Origin of the sequence: Desulfuromonas sp., assembly GCF_002868845.1 — a bacterium.
Taxonomy (GTDB): domain Bacteria; phylum Desulfobacterota; class Desulfuromonadia; order Desulfuromonadales; family BM501; genus BM501.
Genome location: NZ_PKUB01000045.1, coordinates 18314 through 34989, shown reverse-complemented (window position 1 = coordinate 34989; position 16676 = coordinate 18314). Strand labels below are relative to the sequence as shown.

15 protein-coding genes are annotated in these 16676 nt (G+C 61.5%); 9 read left to right on the top strand and 6 right to left on the bottom strand.

The window, feature by feature from the left end; all coding sequences use genetic code 11:
- The 4 genes from C0617_RS13945 to C0617_RS13930 form a co-directional block, all read left to right on the top strand.
- On the top strand, positions 1–517 hold a 517-nt coding region (locus tag C0617_RS13945), incomplete at its 5' end, for an ATP-binding cassette domain-containing protein (RefSeq protein WP_291317649.1).
- A gap of 110 nt (positions 518–627) precedes the next feature.
- On the top strand, positions 628–1137 hold the full coding sequence (locus C0617_RS13940; RefSeq protein WP_291317648.1) for a rubrerythrin family protein: 510 nt from the start codon (positions 628–630) through the stop codon (positions 1135–1137).
- 140 nt (positions 1138–1277) lie between these two features.
- Complete coding sequence (locus tag C0617_RS13935; protein WP_291317647.1) at positions 1278–1607, top strand: hypothetical protein; 330 nt, start codon at positions 1278–1280, stop codon at positions 1605–1607.
- Positions 1608–1710: 103 nt separating this feature from the next.
- Complete coding sequence (locus C0617_RS13930) at positions 1711–3129, top strand: phospholipase D-like domain-containing protein (RefSeq protein WP_291317646.1); 1419 nt, start codon at positions 1711–1713, stop codon at positions 3127–3129.
- Positions 3130–3430: 301 nt separating this feature from the next.
- Here the strand turns inward: C0617_RS13930 and C0617_RS13925 are convergent, their stop codons facing one another.
- The 3 genes from C0617_RS13925 to C0617_RS13915 form a co-directional block, all read right to left on the bottom strand.
- On the bottom strand, positions 3431–5965 hold the full coding sequence (locus C0617_RS13925) for an EAL domain-containing protein (RefSeq protein WP_291317645.1): 2535 nt from the start codon (positions 5963–5965) through the stop codon (positions 3431–3433).
- Between the two features lie 68 nt (positions 5966–6033).
- Positions 6034–8322 carry a diguanylate cyclase gene (locus C0617_RS13920; protein ID WP_291317644.1) on the bottom strand — a complete coding sequence of 763 codons (2289 nt, stop codon included), beginning with the start codon at positions 8320–8322 and terminating at the stop codon, positions 6034–6036.
- Between the two features lie 307 nt (positions 8323–8629).
- Positions 8630–8773, bottom strand: a complete 144-nt coding sequence (locus C0617_RS13915; RefSeq protein ID WP_291317643.1) for a hypothetical protein — start codon at positions 8771–8773, stop codon at positions 8630–8632.
- Between the two features lie 105 nt (positions 8774–8878).
- On the opposite strand from C0617_RS13915, the gene C0617_RS13910 reads away from it, so the two are divergent.
- The 5 genes from C0617_RS13910 (at position 8879) to katG (ending at position 14130) form a co-directional block, all read left to right on the top strand.
- Entirely contained in the window at positions 8879–9358 is a 480-nt protein-coding gene (locus C0617_RS13910; RefSeq protein ID WP_291317642.1) for a class II SORL domain-containing protein, read from the top strand.
- A 100-nt stretch (positions 9359–9458) separates the two neighbouring features.
- The gene (locus C0617_RS13905; RefSeq protein ID WP_291317641.1) at positions 9459–10001 is read left to right on the top strand and encodes an NADH peroxidase; all 543 of its coding nucleotides are present in this window, start codon (positions 9459–9461) and stop codon (positions 9999–10001) included.
- Positions 10002–10148: 147 nt separating this feature from the next.
- Positions 10149–10646: a ferritin family protein gene (locus C0617_RS13900; RefSeq protein WP_291317640.1), complete on the top strand. Its 498-nt coding sequence runs from the start codon at positions 10149–10151 to the stop codon at positions 10644–10646.
- 16 nt (positions 10647–10662) lie between these two features.
- Complete coding sequence (locus C0617_RS13895) at positions 10663–11457, top strand: DUF4350 domain-containing protein (RefSeq protein ID WP_291317639.1); 795 nt, start codon at positions 10663–10665, stop codon at positions 11455–11457.
- A 477-nt stretch (positions 11458–11934) separates the two neighbouring features.
- A complete protein-coding gene (gene katG / locus C0617_RS13890; protein WP_291317638.1) occupies positions 11935–14130 on the top strand; it encodes a catalase/peroxidase HPI in 2196 nt (731 codons plus the stop codon).
- Between the two features lie 235 nt (positions 14131–14365).
- On the opposite strand, the gene C0617_RS13885 is transcribed toward katG, so the two are convergent.
- The 3 genes from C0617_RS13885 to C0617_RS13875 all read right to left on the bottom strand — a co-directional run bounded on the left by C0617_RS13885 (position 14366) and on the right by C0617_RS13875 (position 16652).
- On the bottom strand, positions 14366–14731 hold the full coding sequence (locus tag C0617_RS13885) for a DUF6173 family protein (protein ID WP_291317637.1): 366 nt from the start codon (positions 14729–14731) through the stop codon (positions 14366–14368).
- A 111-nt stretch (positions 14732–14842) separates the two neighbouring features.
- Complete coding sequence (locus C0617_RS13880; protein ID WP_291317636.1) at positions 14843–15595, bottom strand: HEPN domain-containing protein; 753 nt, start codon at positions 15593–15595, stop codon at positions 14843–14845.
- A 76-nt stretch (positions 15596–15671) separates the two neighbouring features.
- Positions 15672–16652 (bottom strand): hypothetical protein, encoded by a 981-nt coding sequence (locus C0617_RS13875; RefSeq protein WP_291317635.1) that lies wholly within the window; start codon positions 16650–16652, stop codon positions 15672–15674.
- Positions 16653–16676: the final 24 nt, after the last annotated feature.

Sequence of the window (16676 nt, the reverse complement as noted above, 5' to 3'; positions counted from 1 at the left end):
CAACCGGGAGACCCTCGAGGTGCGCTACAAGGGGAAGAACATCGCCGAGGTCCTCGACATGACCGCCAACCAGGCGGCCCGCTTCCTGGAGAACATCCCGCGCATCAAGAACAAGCTCGAGACCCTGCGCTCCGTCGGCCTCGGCTACATCAAGCTGGGCCAGAGCGCCACCACCCTCTCGGGGGGCGAGGCCCAGCGGGTCAAGCTGGCCAAGGAACTCAGCAAGCGGGCCACCGGCAGGACCATCTACATCCTCGACGAGCCGACCACCGGCCTGCACTTCGCCGACATCGGCAAACTGCTCGAGGTGCTCCACCGCCTTGTGGAGGCGGGCAACACCGTGGTGGTCATCGAGCACAACCTCGACGTGATCAAGACCGCCGACCACCTCATCGACCTCGGCCCCGAAGGCGGCAGCCGCGGCGGCGAGATCGTGGCCTGCGGCACCCCCGAGGACGTGGCCCGCTGCAGCGCCTCCCACACCGGCCGCTACCTGCGGCCCTACCTGAACCTTTGAGGCCCCGGAAAATCGGGTTTGACACACCGGGCCCGGGGAGTAAAATGGCAGGCATTTCCCATGTTTTGCCCGATGGGGGCATAGCTGAATCATTCCAAGGAGAGGACATCATGGCGGATCTGAAGGGAAGCAAGACCGAGGGGAATCTCGAAGAGGCCTTTGCCGGCGAGTCCCAGGCCAATCGCAAGTACCTGGCTTTTGCCAAGAAGGCCGAGCAGGAAGGCCACGCCCAGGTGGCCAAGCTCTTCCGGGCGGCCGCCGAGGCCGAAACCGTCCACGCCCACGCCCACCTGAGGGCCCTGGAGGGCATCAGGTCCACCCGGGACAACCTTCTGGAGGCGATCGGCGGGGAGACCCACGAATTTACCGCCATGTACCCCCGGATGATCGAGGAGGCGGCGAGCGAAGGGTTCGACGTCGCCCTGAGGAGCTTCACCTTTGCCAACAAGGTGGAGGAGGTGCACGCGGGCCTCTACCAGAAGGCGCTCGACGCCCTGGGGAGCAACGCGGAGGTCGACTACTACGTCTGCAAGGTCTGCGGCCACACCCTCGAGGGCGAACCGGAGGGGCCCTGCGAGATCTGCGGAGCCGCCAAGAGCGCCTTCAACAGAATCGACTGATTTCTCCCGCAAGGGGGCAACGGGCCGGGTCCTTCTGGGGCCCGGCTTTTTTGCTGGAGGGCACGGGCTTGGGTTTTGCCCCGGACGTGTTAAGATTAAAACTCGAATGAAACAGTGCCAAGGAGCGGGTGAGGCTTATCATGGATAAATGTCCGGTGTGCAAGGAGGAAAAAAAGGGGAAGTACTTCTGCAAGGGCTGCAAGGCGGTTTTCCTCTGCCCGTCGCCGAGCTGCGGCGCCGAGATCCGCAAGGGGAACGCCGAGAAGTGCCCCCGCTGCGGCCTTCTTTTCGAAGACTATGTCGAACATCGCAAGATGTACCGACAATGCCCCAAGTGCAAAAAAAAGCAGGGGCTCTCCGACCCTCAGTGCCGGCACTGCCGGTACTGGTTCAACTGCCCGACCTGCGGCCACAAAGTCCCCTCGACCAGCATGCTCACCTGCCCACGATGCGCCACCAGCCTGCGCTGAGCCGGCGCCGCCCCGCGAAAGCGTGACGGCTCGGCCACCGCGCTTCGCGACCCTGGATCCCCGAATCCCCGACCGCTGAAACCGGCTATCTTCGGGAGGCACCATGCTCGATCTGCTGCTCTGGATCGTCTTGACCCTGATCGGGCTGCTCTCCGCCGGTCACGCCCTGCTCCACAAGCGCGACCCCCGCGCCGCCCTCGGTTGGATCGTCCTCTGCCTCCTCTTCCCCGGGGCGGGGCCTGCCTTCTACTGGCTGCTGGGGGTCAACCGGATCCGCACCCGGGCCCGGAACTGGCAGAGGCGGCGCTACTGGAGCGAGTCGGACCAGGGCGCCCGGCGCGCCGAGATGGCCCGGAAGCCTCCCTTCGGGGCTGAGAACTTCGCTTCCCTGGTGAGCCTCGCCGATGCGGTCACCCGGCGTTACCTGTTGCCGGGGAACCGCGTGACCCCCCTGCACAACGGCGAAGAGGCCTATCCGGCCATGCTGGAGGCGATCGCGGCCGCAGAGTGCAGCATCTGCCTTTCCACCTACATTTTCGATACCGACGCAACCGGGCGCAGGTTCGCCGATGCCCTTCGGGCCGCGGCGGAGCGGGGCCTGGACGTGCGGGTTCTGGTCGATGCCCTGGGGGAGCGCTACTCCCTGCCGACGATCGGCCGCCTGCTGCGCGGCGGCCCGGTCCGGCTCGCCCGCTTTCTCCCTCCCTCTCTGACCCGCAGGGGAGTTCATCTCAACCTGCGCAATCACCGCAAGCTGCTGGTCATCGACGACAAGCTCGGCTTCACCGGGGGCATGAACCTGGGGGACCGGCACTTGGCGGAGCGGGACGCCCCCCGGCGGGTGGTGGACATCCATTTTCGCCTGGAAGGCCCGATCGTGGGCCAGATGCGGGAGGCCTTCCTCGAGGACTGGCATTTCGCCACCGGAGAGCCCCTGCCCGAGGTCTCCTGGCCCGAACCCGTCGAAGGCGGCGCGGCCTTCTGCCGGGGTATCAGCGCCGGGCCCAACGAGGACTTTCAGAAGCTCTCGTGGCTGGTGCTCGGCGCCCTCAACTGCGCGCGCCGCCGCATCTGCATCATGACCCCCTACTTCATCCCCGACGGAGCCCTGATCGCGGCCCTCAACGCCGCCGCGCTGCGGGGGGTGAAGGTGGACATCATCCTGCCTCGCAAGAACAACCTTCCCTACGTGAAGTGGGCCACCAGCGCCTACCTGTGGGAGGTGCTCCAGCATGGCACGCGCATCTACTACCAGCCGCCCCCTTTCGTCCACAGCAAGATGCTTCTGGTGGACGGCTGCTACGCGTTGCTCGGCTCGGCCAACCTCGACCCCCGCAGTCTGCGGCTCAACTTCGAGTTCAACGTGGAGGTCTACGACCCGGAACTGGCCTCGGGGCTGGAGGGTCATTTCAAGGCGGTGCGCGCCGGCTCCCACCGGGTGACCCTGGCCGATGTGGACGGCCGGTCCCTGCCGGTCAAGCTCCGCGACGCCGCGGCCAAGCTTTTCTCTCCCTACCTTTAGGGCCGGGGCCGGTCGGCCTGGTCGGGGGCGAACCGAAAGAGGGCCTTCCGATAATTACCCGGGCCGTCTTGACAGCCTCTAAAAGGGTGATATCTAGGTAAGTAGAGTTTATGGCCCGCCCCAAGGCGAGGCTGCAGTGCCGCGAAAATTCAACAGGAAGCTGGACGCAGCTTCCTTTTGCCTCGGAAGACTCCCCTCCTGTCTCCGAGGCTTTTTTTTGTTCTTCAGAGAATCTAGGGCGAGGCCTTTTCCAGAGAAGGCGTGCCCTGGTCGGTGTGCGGAGCAGGCGTCCGGGATGGGGTCAGGGGCAGGGCGATGGCTGGTCGGTCAGGTGCCGGGAGATTGTTTCGGGCGGCCCGGGGCGGCCGAAGAGGTAGCCTTGTCCCTGGATGCAGCCCTTGGTGCGGAGGAATTCGGCCTGGCCTTCGGTCTCGACGCCCTCGGCGACGACGTCAAGGTCAATGCTCAGCCCGAGAGCGATGATGGCGGTGCAGATGGCCGCATCGTTGGGATCGGTGTGGACGTCGCGGACGAAGGAGCGGTCGATCTTGAGCTTGGAGATGGGGAAGCGCTTCAGGTAGTTCAGGGAGGAGTAGCCGGTGCCGAAGTCGTCGATGGAGAGGTGGATGTCCCTCACTTTCAGGTCGGTGAGGGTCAAGATGGTTTGTCCGACATTCTCCATGACGATGCTTTCGGTGATCTCCAGCTCCAGCCACTCGGGGTCGAGGCCGGTCTCTTCCAGTATCCGCTTCACGGTATCGACGAAATCGGGTTGGCGGAACTGCTGGCCGGAGATGTTGACCGCCATCCGCATCGGGGCCATCCCCTTGTCCTGCCATGCCTTGTTCTGGGCGCAGGCGGTGCGCAGCACCCAGTCCCCGATGGGGACGATCAGGCCGGTCTCCTCCGCCAGGGGGATGAAGTCCCCCGGTGGCACGGTCCCTCGCTCGGGATGCTCCCATCGCACCAGGGCCTCCATGCCGATGAGCTCTCCCGAGGTCATGTCGATCTGGGGTTGGTAGTGAAGCAGAAACTGTTTCTCCTGGAGGGCCTGGCGCAGGCTTCCTTCCAGCAACAGGTAGTCCCGGGCCCGGGAGTTCATGTCCGGGGTGAAGAACTGGTAGCGGTCGCGCCCCTCGTCCTTGGCCCGGTACATGGCCACGTCGGCGCAGCGCAGCAGGCCGTCCACGTCGGGGCTGTTGTCCGGAAAGACGGCGATGCCGATGCTGGCGGTGACGTGGAAGCGGTAATCGTCCACCGGGAAAACCTGCTGCAGCTCGAAGAGGATCTTCTCCGCGACCAGCGCCACGTGCTTGATCTCTTCCACCTGTTCCAGGATGACCAGGAACTCATCCCCCCCCATGCGCGCCACGGTATCGATCTCGCGCACGCAGTCCCGCAGGCGAATCGCCACGTCCCGCAGCAGCCGGTCCCCGATGTCGTGGCCCAGAGAGTCGTTGATCTTTTTGAAGCGGTCGAGGTCGAGAAAGAGCAGGGCCACCTGAGTGCCGGAGCGGCGGGCCTTGGCCATCGCCTGGTTCAGCCGGTCGGTGAAGAGCAGGCGGTTGGGCAGCCCGGTCAGGGGGTCGTGGTGGGCCAGATGGTGAAGGCGCTTCTCGTTTTCGGTCAGCCTTGCCTCTACGTTGAGCCGGTCGGTGATGTCCCGTGACGATTCGATGATGCCCCGCAGGACGCCCTCCGGGGTCCACAGGGGGGAGGCCTCCAGTTCGAAGAAGCGCCGCTCGCCGTCGGCCATGAGGTGCTCGTGGACGACCGTGACCGGTTTGCCCGTCCTGCGCACCTCCTCCAGGGGACAGACGTGGTCGGCTCCGCTACAGGGACGGTCCGAGTGGTGGGAGACCTTGTGGCAGGTAAGTCTCTCGTCCTGACGCGGGTCGGGAAGCATGTCGTGGGCGGCCCGGTTCATCATCAGCACCTGGTAGTCGAGGTCGATGACCATGATGGGGTCGATCACCCCGTTGATGACAGACTGCAGGAAGGAGCGTTCCCGGGCGAGGGCCTGCTCGGCCTTCTTGCGCTCGGAGATGTCGGCCAGGATGCAGTGGGTCTGCTTGAAAAGGCCCTGCTCGTCGCGCTCGACCCGGCACTCGAAGTTAATCAGGACCGGTTTTCCATCCTTGCGCACCAGGGCGAACTCGGCGTCCCGGTCGGAGACTTCGTTGCTGCCGAGTGCCTTGTAGCGGCTGTAGCTGGCGAGGAAGGGCTCCCGCTGCTCGGGGGCGAGAAAGTCCCAGAAGTTCCTGCCGAGCACCTCCTCCCGGGCGTAGCCGAGATCTTCGAGCCAGGTCTGGTTGACGTCCACGATCCGGCCTTCGTCGTCCAGGGACTGAAAGCCCAGGGGGGCTCGCTCGTAGAGGAGGCGAAAGCGCGCCTCGCTCTCCTGCAGGGATTTCTCGGCCCGCCTGCGCTCGGTGATGTGATCCCATTCCCTCAGGGACCGGTCGACGATGCGGGGCATCTCTTCAAGGGTCGCCGGGGATTTGACCACGTAGTCGAGGGCTCCCGATTTCATGGCTTCCACCGCCGCCTCTTCGTCGCCGTTGCCGGTGAGAATCACCATGGGAAAGGCCGCGCTCTGTCCCTGGCAGGCCGCCAGCAGCTGCGAGCCCCGGCCGTCGGGCAGCAGCAGGTCTACAATCGCCAGGTCCGGAGGGGTTTCGGCAATGTGGTTGCGGGCCTCGGCCAGGGAGCGCACGACGGTCAGCCGCATCCGGTGCGCCTCGGTTTCAAAGGCCGTGCCGATGACCGCCGCGTGGGTCTGCGAGTCCTCGACGAGGAGGATCTGGATGGGGGATGTCTTTGCGGCTTCGGTCATCGGGGCCTCGTTGGGCGATGGCTGCGGTAAGGGGCCGTTCCCCCGTATCGGGACGGCGGTCGAATGGTCTAACCCTTCGCGTCGGGACTGTGAATCTTCACGCAGTTGCGTCCGTCGTCCTTGGCCCGGTAAAGGGCCCGGTCTGCCCGGGCGACGAGCTGGTCGGGGCTTCCGTCGGCCGCGCCGGAAGCGCTGGCGACGCCGATGCTGACCGTGACCGGGAGCCGCTGCGCCTGCCACGGGAAGGCGTGCTCCTCGACCCCCCGGCGGATCCGCTCCGCCAGGGCTGCCGCAGCCTGAGGCGGGGTGTTGTAGAGCAGGATGGCGAATTCCTCGCCTCCGTAGCGGACCAGGGTGTCGATCTTTTCCCTGACCATCCCATCGAGCAGTCCGGCCAGGTCCTTGAGGACTTTGTCGCCGCAGGGGTGGCCGTGGGTGTCGTTGATTTTCTTGAAATGATCGATGTCGAGCAGCAGCAGCGCAAAGGGGGTGCGGTAGCGGTTGCGCAGGCTCATCACTTCGGAGAGCCGCTCCTGGAAGTGGCGCCGGTTGAAGAGACCGGTCAGTTCGTCGCGGACCGCAAGTTCGGTCAGTGTCTTCCTTTGGCCCCGCAGCCGGTTCAGCGCCGAGTCGATCTCCCGGAATCCGGCCCGGGCGATAAAGAGGGCCAGGGTCATCAGGGTGACCCAGGCCAGGGCGGCGTACTGGCTGGTCATGAAGCTCAGGCTCTGCAGGGGGGTGACCCTGAACAGGATTCCCAGGCGCCCGGCGCTCTCCAGGATGATGGTGGCCATGATGATGAGGATGAAGAAGGCCAGCAGCTTGAACTCTTTGCGGCGGATCCTCCTCGCCGAGCGGTAGGCGAGCAGCGAGGCCAGGCCTCCCATGAAGAGGAAGACGTAGCCCTGGATCTTGCCCCATTGGGCGAGGCCCCGCAACGCCCAGGTGGGGCTGGCGGGCTCGGCCTTGCCCTGGATGAGCAGGATGGCGTGGTCGATGCGGTCGGTCAGTTCCCCGATCGCCTTCTCCGAGGGGTCCCGCTTGCTCCGGGTGAAGGCTGTTTTCAGGGCCGTGTAGGCGCTCGGGTCGCGTCGGGCCAGGCTCTCCTGGACCTCGTTGAAATGGATCAGGGCCTGGTCGATTTCCGAGCGGGCCATGCCCGAGTTTTTTTTGACGGCGTAGGTGCGGCCGGCGAGGAGATGGTCCCGGGCGAGGGCCATGGTGGTGACCTGCTCTGAACCCGCCCCGCCGAACTCCAGGGTGCGGGCGCCCAAATCGAAGCTGTGGCCGATTCCGTAGGCGTCGAAACCGCCGCTGTTGTCCATGAGGGCGACCCCGAAACGGTAGAGCTTGCGGACGTCGAACTGCACGTCGTCGTCCTGGCCCGTGACAAGCTTTCGTTTCAACTCCAGGGTCCAGAAGCCGTTCGCCCACTCCCCCCGAGCGGCGATGTCCCCCCGGCTGCCAGCCGGGCGGTGAAGGATGGTGCCGGGGATGTTCCGGGAACGGTCGATCCCGGAAATGGCCTCGACGGGGACCGCTTCTCCGGAGGCGATCTCCTCCTGGGTGATGAAGAGGGCGTCTTCGCCCTTCGCCTCCGGCTCCCAGTGCCAGGGAACGGAAACCGTCTGGCCGCCGATCTCCGTCTGCCGGGCGTTGGCGTGGTAGTTCCCCCCCAGCCCGGCGATGCCGGCTGTCTTGTCCCGGGCGTCGCCGTGATGGGCCGCCTCGCGGGCCTCGTGGGAGTAGCCCTCCTCGATTTTGTTGTCGAGCCACTTGTCGTCGGCATACCCCAGCGGGTTGGTTCGGGCGGCTTTCCAGTGCCAGATGTCGACCCGTTCGTCGGGGCCGTTGGTATGCATGCGGTCGCCGTGGCAGAGCATGGCGCAGGCCGCGGTGTTGAAGCCCTTCACGCTGTCGCCGATGTTCCACATGACGGTGAAGCGGTCCTCGTCGAGGGGCAGGGTCTCGCCCCTGCGGTTGGTGTAGGTGGCGGAAGTCCAGCGTCCCTCTCCGGCGTCGAAGAGCCACTCCTTTTTGGAGACGTCCGGGCGGGGGTCCGGCCAGCGGGCAAGCAGGTAGAGGTGGTCCGTGTCGTAAAGGGCTTTCAGGGTGGCGGTGACGATCCCGATGCTGCCGTCGCTGACCCGGATCTCAAGGGGGGTCGGCTTGGCCCAGGCCGCTTCCGATGCGTTGCCGTCGATGGCGACGGCCGCATCGGTCTGCAGCGCGGTCAGGACGGTCGACTGCCGGCCCGATCCGAAAGCGGAGCAGGAAAGACCGAGAAGGAAGAGGGCGAGGCCGAAGCAGAAGAAACCCCGGGGCCCGGGGAGGAGGGTTGTGCTGGGGGAAACCATCAAAAGACCGCCCGGGTTGGAAAACTGTCGAGAAACCTAGTTATCTAATAACATATCGGCATCTCGGGGGAAAGGGTTAAGCCTTTTCCCCCGGGCGGGGAGTCATTCCAATGGCAGGCGGGGCGGTTTCCCCGGTGGACGTGGTCAGGCGGGGACTTGGGGGAGAGACGCGTTTTGGTGCAGGGGGCCGGCGTCGAGGCGGAGTTCGCGCGGAAAAAGGAAGCGGGTCTCAGGCCCCGGGGCCGGGATCTTCTTTTTCGTCCTTCTTGTTGGCCTTCCCGCCGGGAAGGCTGCAGCTGTCCGAGAGTCAGGTCTGCACCCCCAGGCGGGGCAGGATCCACTTGTTGAGAATGTACCAGGCGGCGAAAAAGCCGAGCAGGCCGAGAATTTCCATGATGGTCCTCCAAGGAATATTGATTTCAATATATAACGGGGCCCTTTCCGCGCGCAATCCCTTTTTTGGCGTCCGCCCCGCTCCCCTTGACTGCCGGGCCGGGCACGCTAAAGTCGAGAAGGCGGACGCAGCTTACCCTGACGCTGACGGGAGGAGACGGCGATGGACGGAGAATTCCTGCGAAGAGACTTTCTGCGCCGTGCGGCACTGGTCGGCGGAGGCTTGGTTCTGGTCGGCCCGGTTGCCGCCGGAGCCTTGCAGGGCAAGGGGGGTGCTGGCGAGGACGGGGGGGACCTGTTTCGGAACATCAACCGGGTGCGGGATCCGCAGCAGAAGACGGCCCTGGAGATGAAGCACGCCCCGGTGATCTCCCTGCCCGGCCGGGTCAAGGAGGGTGAGCCCTTCGCGGTGCGGGTCGCCGTCGGGGAGATCGTTCATCCCATGATCCCCGCCCACTACATCGCGTACCTGGAGCTGCTCGCGGGCAACGAACCGGCGGGGCGGATCGCGTTCCGGCCCGGCTATAGCGTGCCGGTCGCCGCCTTCCACCTGGTGCTGGAGCGGCCGGTGACGCTGGTGGCGCGGGCCTACTGCAACCTGCACGGCCTCTGGGAAAGCCGTCGGGAGATCGATCTGTCCTAGTGCCCTGGTGCGTGCGGGGGGAACAAAAAGGCTTGACACAAATATTTTAATGGGTAAAATGATGACCAATTTGGTCATTAATCAAAAGGAGGACATCAGGATGAAAAAATTTGTATGCGCGGTTTGCGGCTATGTTCATGAAGGGGACGCGCCCCCCGCCTCTTGCCCCCAGTGCGGCGTGCCGGCCGAGAAGTTCGCCGCGCAGGCCGCCGGCGAGCTTTCCTGGGCTGACGAGCACCGGGTCGGCGTCGCCAGGGACGCGGACCCCGAGATCCTCGAGGGGTTGCGGGCCAATTTCGTCGGCGAGTGCGCCGAGGTCGGCATGTACCTGGCGATGAGCCGCCAGGCCGACCGCGAGGGTTATCCCGAGGTCGCCGAGGCTTACCGCCGGATCGCCATCGAAGAGGCGGATCACGCCGCGCGCTTTGCCGAACTGCTCGGCGAGGTGGTGACAGCCGATACCCGGACCAACCTGAAGATGCGGGTGGAGGCCGAGCACGGCGCCTGCCGGGGCAAGAAGGAGATCGCCACCCGGGCCAAGCAGCTCGGCTACGACGCCATCCACGACACGGTTCACGAAATGTGCAAGGACGAGGCCCGCCACGGGGCGGCCTTCGCCGGCCTGCTCAAGCGCTATTTCTGATCCCGCTCCGGGCCCTTCCCCGCCGGGCGCGGGAGGGCCCGGAGGCAGGTCAAGCCCTATCGAGTGTGGTAAACTTTATCGCACTGGCCCGGCAGACTCGCCATGCCGGATCGCCAGGGTTCAGAAACCCGCTCCGAGGAGGATAAAATGCCTGCACCGATCGATCTCCAGAAGGCCGTCAGGTCTTCCATCCAGACCGAAAAAAACGCCATGGATTTCTACAAGGCTGGGGCGGAGCGGTTGCGCAACGCCGCGGCGAAAAAGGTCTTTGAACTGCTGGCCAAGGAAGAGCGGGAGCACGCCGGCTGGTTTTACAGTATTTACCGGGGCGAGGAGATCCCCTCCCTCGACGCTTTCCTCGACGCTCCGCCCGAGAAGGGGGCCCCCTGGATCGCCGAACTCGAAGAGCTGGGGGTCGCCGAGTTCGACGAGCGCAAAGCCATGGAACTGGCCATGGACAAGGAAAAAGAGCTGGAGAGGGCCCTGCGCGAGATGGCCGCGAAGATCGACGACCCTCAGGTCAAGAAGGTCTACGAGGAGAACGCCCAGGGAACGCACAATCACTTCATCCTCATCGAGTCCGAGTATGCCCGGCTGATGGGAATGGTGCACGAAACGGACATCGACACCTTCGTGCGCGAGTAGAGAAAGGCGGCAAACGATGGGATGGACAAAAGGGGTGATCTTCTGGGCCTTGATCCTCGGCTCGGTCTTCTGCGGGCAAGGGGCCTGGGGCCGTGAGGGGGCGACCGTCCTTTTCGACCAGGGACACGGCCAGCCCTTCCGGGTCGAGCAGAGCGGCCCTCTTCAGCTCTCAAACCTCGCGGACCTGTTCCGGGAGGAGGGGGTTCGGGTCGCGACAACCTCGGAGAGCCTTTCCGGCCCCTTTCTGTCAAAAGCCGACGCCCTGGTGATCTCCGGATCCTTCGTGCCCCTTTCCCCCCCCGAGGTCGAGGCCGTGGCCGCCTTCGTCGAGCGGGGCGGCCGGCTCTGCGTCATGCTCCACATCGGGCCGCCGCTGAATACCCTTCTGGACCGGCTGGGGGTGGCCGCCTCCAACGGCGTCATTCGCGAGCGGGAGAACCTGATCGGGGGCGAGGCCCTCAATTTCAGGGTCACCCGGCTGGAGAGCCACGGCCTGAGCGCGGGGCTGGAAGAGTTCCACCTCTATGGGGCCTGGGCCCTGACCAACCTCGGGGACAACGCCTACGTGCTGGCCCGCACCGGCCCCGAGGCCTGGGTCGATCTCAACCGCGACGAGCAGTTCGGCGGCCGCGACGCCGTGCAGTCCTTCGGGGTGGCCGTGGCCGGGGAACTCGGGAAGGGCGCCTTCGTGGTATTCGGCGATGACGCCCTGTTCCAGAACCGCTTTCTGGGCAAGGAGAACCGCGCCCTGGGGAGGAACCTGGCGCGCTGGCTCGCAGAGGGGCGCGGGGGGGCCGGATCGGGTCCTTGATCTCCTGACCATCCACGGTTTTGCACAGAAAGCCCCGAACTCATGATGGCGAGTTCGGGGCTTTTTTATTTTTAAATGAACGCGTCACGGGTTCCGCTTTTCTTCTTTTAAAATTATAGAAACCTTATTAGGGTCCCTGGGTGGTTGATCATGGCGCACAATTCACGCTGCGGGCAACCAGAGAGGGGGCAGGGGACGTATGGACTCAGGAGCCGCCCTGGCGGCATCGCCGGGACCAGGGGCTGTAAGCAACGCTCCGGTGGTCGTCCCGGCCGATGACCGGGTTGCCGCTTTGTGGATGGCAGGGTCCCGGGTTCGGTCCCTTGAGTCGAATCTGTCCCGAAAATTGAAATCGGTGAAGAGTCCCAAATCTGCGGATGTTGCTAGAATGTTTCGATTCATACGATAGAATGAGCCTTTAAGTTCTACTCATAGCGGTTCAATAAATACGCGCATAGAGAAGAAGGAGGCAATGTTATGAATGACGAAAGCAAGTGCCCGGTCACCGGCAGAACGAGCAAACAAACAGCCGGCGGCGGCACGTCAAACCGGGACTGGTGGCCGAACCGGTTTAACCTTCATATCCTGCACCAGCATTCCTCCCTGTCCAACCCGATGGGCGAGGCGTTCAACTACGCTGAGGAGTTTAAGAGCCTCGACCTTGACGCCCTGAAACAGGATCTCGTCGAGCTGATGACCGACTCGCAGGACTGGTGGCCGGCCGACTACGGTCACTACGGCGGGCTCTTCATCCGCATGGCGTGGCACAGCGCCGGCACCTACCGCACCGGCGACGGCCGCGGCGGTGCGGGGACCGGCAACCAGCGTCTCGCCCCGCTCAACAGCTGGCCGGACAACGTGAACCTCGACAAGGCGCGCCGTCTGCTGTGGCCGATCAAGCAGAAATACGGCAAGAAGATCTCCTGGGCCGACCTGATGATCCTCGCCGGCAACTGCGCTCTGGAGTCGATGGGCTTCAAGACCTTCGGTTTCGCCGGCGGGCGCGTAGACGTCTGGGAGCCGGAAGAGGATATCTACTGGGGCTCCGAGGACGAGTGGTTGGGGGACACTCGCTATAAAGGCGACAGGGAACTCGACAATCCTCTCGCCGCCGTGCAGATGGGCCTGATCTACGTGAACCCGGAAGGGCCGAACGGCGAACCGGATCCGGTCGCCTCGGGCCTCGACGTTCGGGTGACCTTCGCGCGCATGGCGATGAACGACGAAGAGACCGTCGCCCTGGTCGCCGGCGGGCACACCTTCGGCAAATGCCATGGCGCCGGCGATGCGGCCCATGTCGGTCCCGAACCGGAAGGCGCCGGCATTGCGGAGCAGGGCCTCGGCTGGAAGAGCAGCTTCGGCAGCGGCAAGGGCGGCGATACGATCAGCAGCGGCATCGAGGGCGCCTGGAAGCCGAACCCGATCAAGTGGGACATGGGCTACCTGAAGGTGTTGTTCAAATACGAGTGGGAGCTGGTCAAGAGCCCGGCCGGCGCGCATCAGTGGCTGGCCAAGGACGTGGACGAAGAGGACATGGTGGTCGACGCGCACGACCCGTCCAAGAAGCACCGGCCGATGATGACCACGGCGGACCTCTCCCTTCGCTTCGACCCGACCTACGAGCCGATCTCGCGGCGCTACCTGGAGAATCCCGAGGAATTCGCCGACGCCTTCGCCCGCGCCTGGTTCAAGCTGACCCACCGCGACATGGGTCCGCGTGCGCGTTACCTCGGCGCGGAAGTGCCTGCAGAAGAGCTCCTGTGGCAGGACCCCGTCCCCGCGGTCACTCATGCATTGATTGACCAGCAGGACATCGCCGCCCTCAAGGGCAAGATCCTCGCCTCGGGGCTGTCGGTCTCCCAACTGGTCTCGACGGCCTGGGCGTCGGCGTCCACCTTCCGCGGCTCCGATAAGCGCGGCGGGGCAAACGGGGCGCGCATCCGTCTCGCTCCGCAGAAGGGGTGGGAGGTTAACCAGCCTGCCCAACTGGCGACTGTGCTGCAGGCCCTTGAGGAAATTCAAAAGGATTTCAACAGCGCGCAGTCAGGCGACAAGATGGTTTCGCTCGCCGACGTGATTGTTCTGGGCGGTTGCGCAGGTGTCGAGCAGGCGGCGAAAAATGCCGGTCATGATCTGACCGTTCCCTTCACGCCGGGACGCACCGATGCGTCGCAGGAGCAAACCGACGTGGGGTCATTCGCCCCACTCGAACCGGCTGCGGACGGCTTTCGCAACTACCTCAAAACCAAGTACAGCGTATCGGCCGAGGAGCTGCTGATTGACCGGGCGCAGTTGCTGACGCTGACCGCTCCGGAGATGACGGTTCTGGTGGGCGGCCTGCGCGTCTTGAATACCAACTTCGGGCAGTCCCAGCACGGCGTCTTCACCAAGCGGCCAGAGACGCTGACCAATGACTTCTTCGTCAACCTGCTCGACATGGGCACCACCTGGAAGGCGGCCTCGGACGCCGACGACGTTTTCGAGGGTCGCGACCGGGCCACCGGCAAACTCAAGTGGACCGGCAGCCGCATCGACCTGATTTTCGGCTCGAACTCCCTGCTTCGGGCCGTCGCCGAAGTCTATGGTTGCGAGGACTCCCAGGAGCTGTTCCTGAACGATTTTGTCGCCGCCTGGAACAAGGTCATGAACCTTGACCGCTTCGACCTCGCCTGATCCTGGCAAAAACGCGAGGGCATATTATTGACAGGGACGCTTAAGAGGCCCTGTAATCTCAACGAAAAAGGCCACCTTGAAACGGGTGGCCTTTTTCTATTTGTCACCGGCGAGAGGAAAGAATACAAACGCACCCGAAAGTGTCCTGGATGCCGGACGACCCCGGGCGCCTTCGATGGCGCCCGGGGTCGTGCACATAGGCCCGTCCGCAGGGGGACCTCTGCCGCGTTCCGGGCTACCAGCCGGACCCGAGGCCAAAGGTCGACTTGGCCTGGTCGGGATCGAGTCGCCGCATCTTTACCAGCATCAGGTTCACCTGCGAAACATGCTGGATCAATTCGACGGACTCTCCCTCGTCGGTCGCTCCGACAAACCGCAGCAGCGCAGGGTTGCAATAGCCTATCCCTGCCAGATGAAACGAGATGCTCTGCCCCGGTGTCGCCCAGCGCACTCCAACCTCGTACTCCTCGTCCAAAGATTTGTCGAATTCGCTCACCCATTGCAGCAGGCGCTGATAAAGGGCTCCGGCGGGGTTGTCGTCAGCCGACCGAGGCGCTGCGTTCCGTAGGGGAAATCCGGGTTCTGGTCGTGTGTATTCCATGGCGGTTGGTTCTCCAGGGAAGGGGGGCCTGCTTCTGGCACTTAGGCGGCGCTCAGGCAGGGCAAGATGTCTACTTTGCCGGGGGGCGGTCCTTTTTCGTCCGTTGCATTGTTAGGCATTTTTTTCTTTTTTTCTTGCCGCTTCACGGTATGCCACTACAACTTCTTTCGGCAGGAAAACAAACTTTACAACTTCTTCCAAAATTTCAGGACGAAGAGTAAGTGGTGAATTAACAGCGTGCATAGGTGTTGGCACCCTTACTGTGTTACGAGTAACTTTTCCGAAAAATGCATTTTGCCAAATAAGGGCACTCCTAGATACGTGCTCAGAGTTCTCTACGGTTTTCTCTAGGAACCCGCCAAATATTTTAAAATTATGTGGTGGATTTTTTTCACTATTCCTTATTTTTTCAATTTCCAAGTCTAGCATGTTTTTCATTTTGCCGTCGGGTAGTTTAAGGTCGTAGTTTATGACACTACAATAACGCCTTACCTCCCAAACTGCCTTATCTAGCTCTACAAGTTTCGGGCCATGGATATAATATGATGATTCAAGGTATCTGAAGCGACCGAATTTAGACAGATGCGTAATGAAATTATTGGTGGATTCACTACGGCATATTTCGAATGGAAGTTTATTTGTATGCTTAATTGCACGGTCGAGGTCATGATTAATGTCAGTAGCCTTAATTCGGTTATAGAGAAGTATTGCTTTGAGATATTTCTCAATTGCCTGTAGTGATTGCCAGTGGAATTGTGAATACAATCCATGGCGATATGATAGGCGAGCAGCTATATAATCTTGATCTGCCATATCCCGAAAGCTTCTTGTCGCAAAATCATTTAATGCAATTTCTGTTTCCATTATTATTTTTAATGCCTAACGTTATAGCTCGGCCGCGCAACTTTTCGGCGTCAGTTGGAGTGCCTTGTTAATGTTTTTATTCTATCTCATCTAAATTATTAATCAGAACATCGCAGCTAGTATAAAAATAGTTCGGCTGATGTGATTTCATTATGGCTGAATATGTATTTTTGGGTTTATCATTTTTATTGAATTCGTATTTAAAATTTAATGAATGATAAAATTGCTCATCAAGATATAGCTGCATAGGGGAGTGCTCGCCAGACTTTATGGCCTTCTTTGCTGCATTTTCTATTGCTAGTAGCTCTGCAAACGGAACTCCCAAGCTATTTAAGCATATATGATTTGATGTTCCAGAGATGTGAAGCAATGATTCGCCATAGTACTCGTTGCTACCCTGCGTAAGAACTGCGTAAATATTTAACCCTAAGACTTCTTGATAAATATGATCAAGCTCTTTAATAACAAATAGTATCTTTTCTGGGCTATATGAACATTGAATGCCTTTTTTGAAATAACCAACATCCCAGTTGCTTTTAAGTAGCAGGCTATCAGCGAATGAGATAAAAGATACTTGCTGCTGAGTTTTCGCTAGCGCATCAATCCTATCTCTCAGCTCTATTAGTTTTTCTTTACTGAGGATGTTGTTCTTAATTGCATCTTTAACCCCTATAGCATCAACTAATGCAAATACAGAGTATTCTCGTAAATGAAGATGTTCTAGCCATTCATGATCTACGAAAATATATGGTTTAATATCGTACTGCCAACAATATACACATATCTTAAATTTTCCCCTTGGTAGGGTAATTGAAACTTCGTGAAACCTCGTATGCGTATTTGCATACCAAGAAAGCTCTAAAGAGTTATCATTGATTTCTCTGACAGCAACCGGGCTTACATAGCCAACTTCGTACGGGTTGCACTCTTCCCTTTGAAGCATTTTTTCAAGCGCATCATCAAATTCCTTCATATAAACTTCGCTCATAAGAAAGCAGTCTCTATCTAGAGGAATCTCTTCAAAAGAGTATTTATCAATATTGATATTATCAAACAATACACATGGCTCCGATTAGAACAT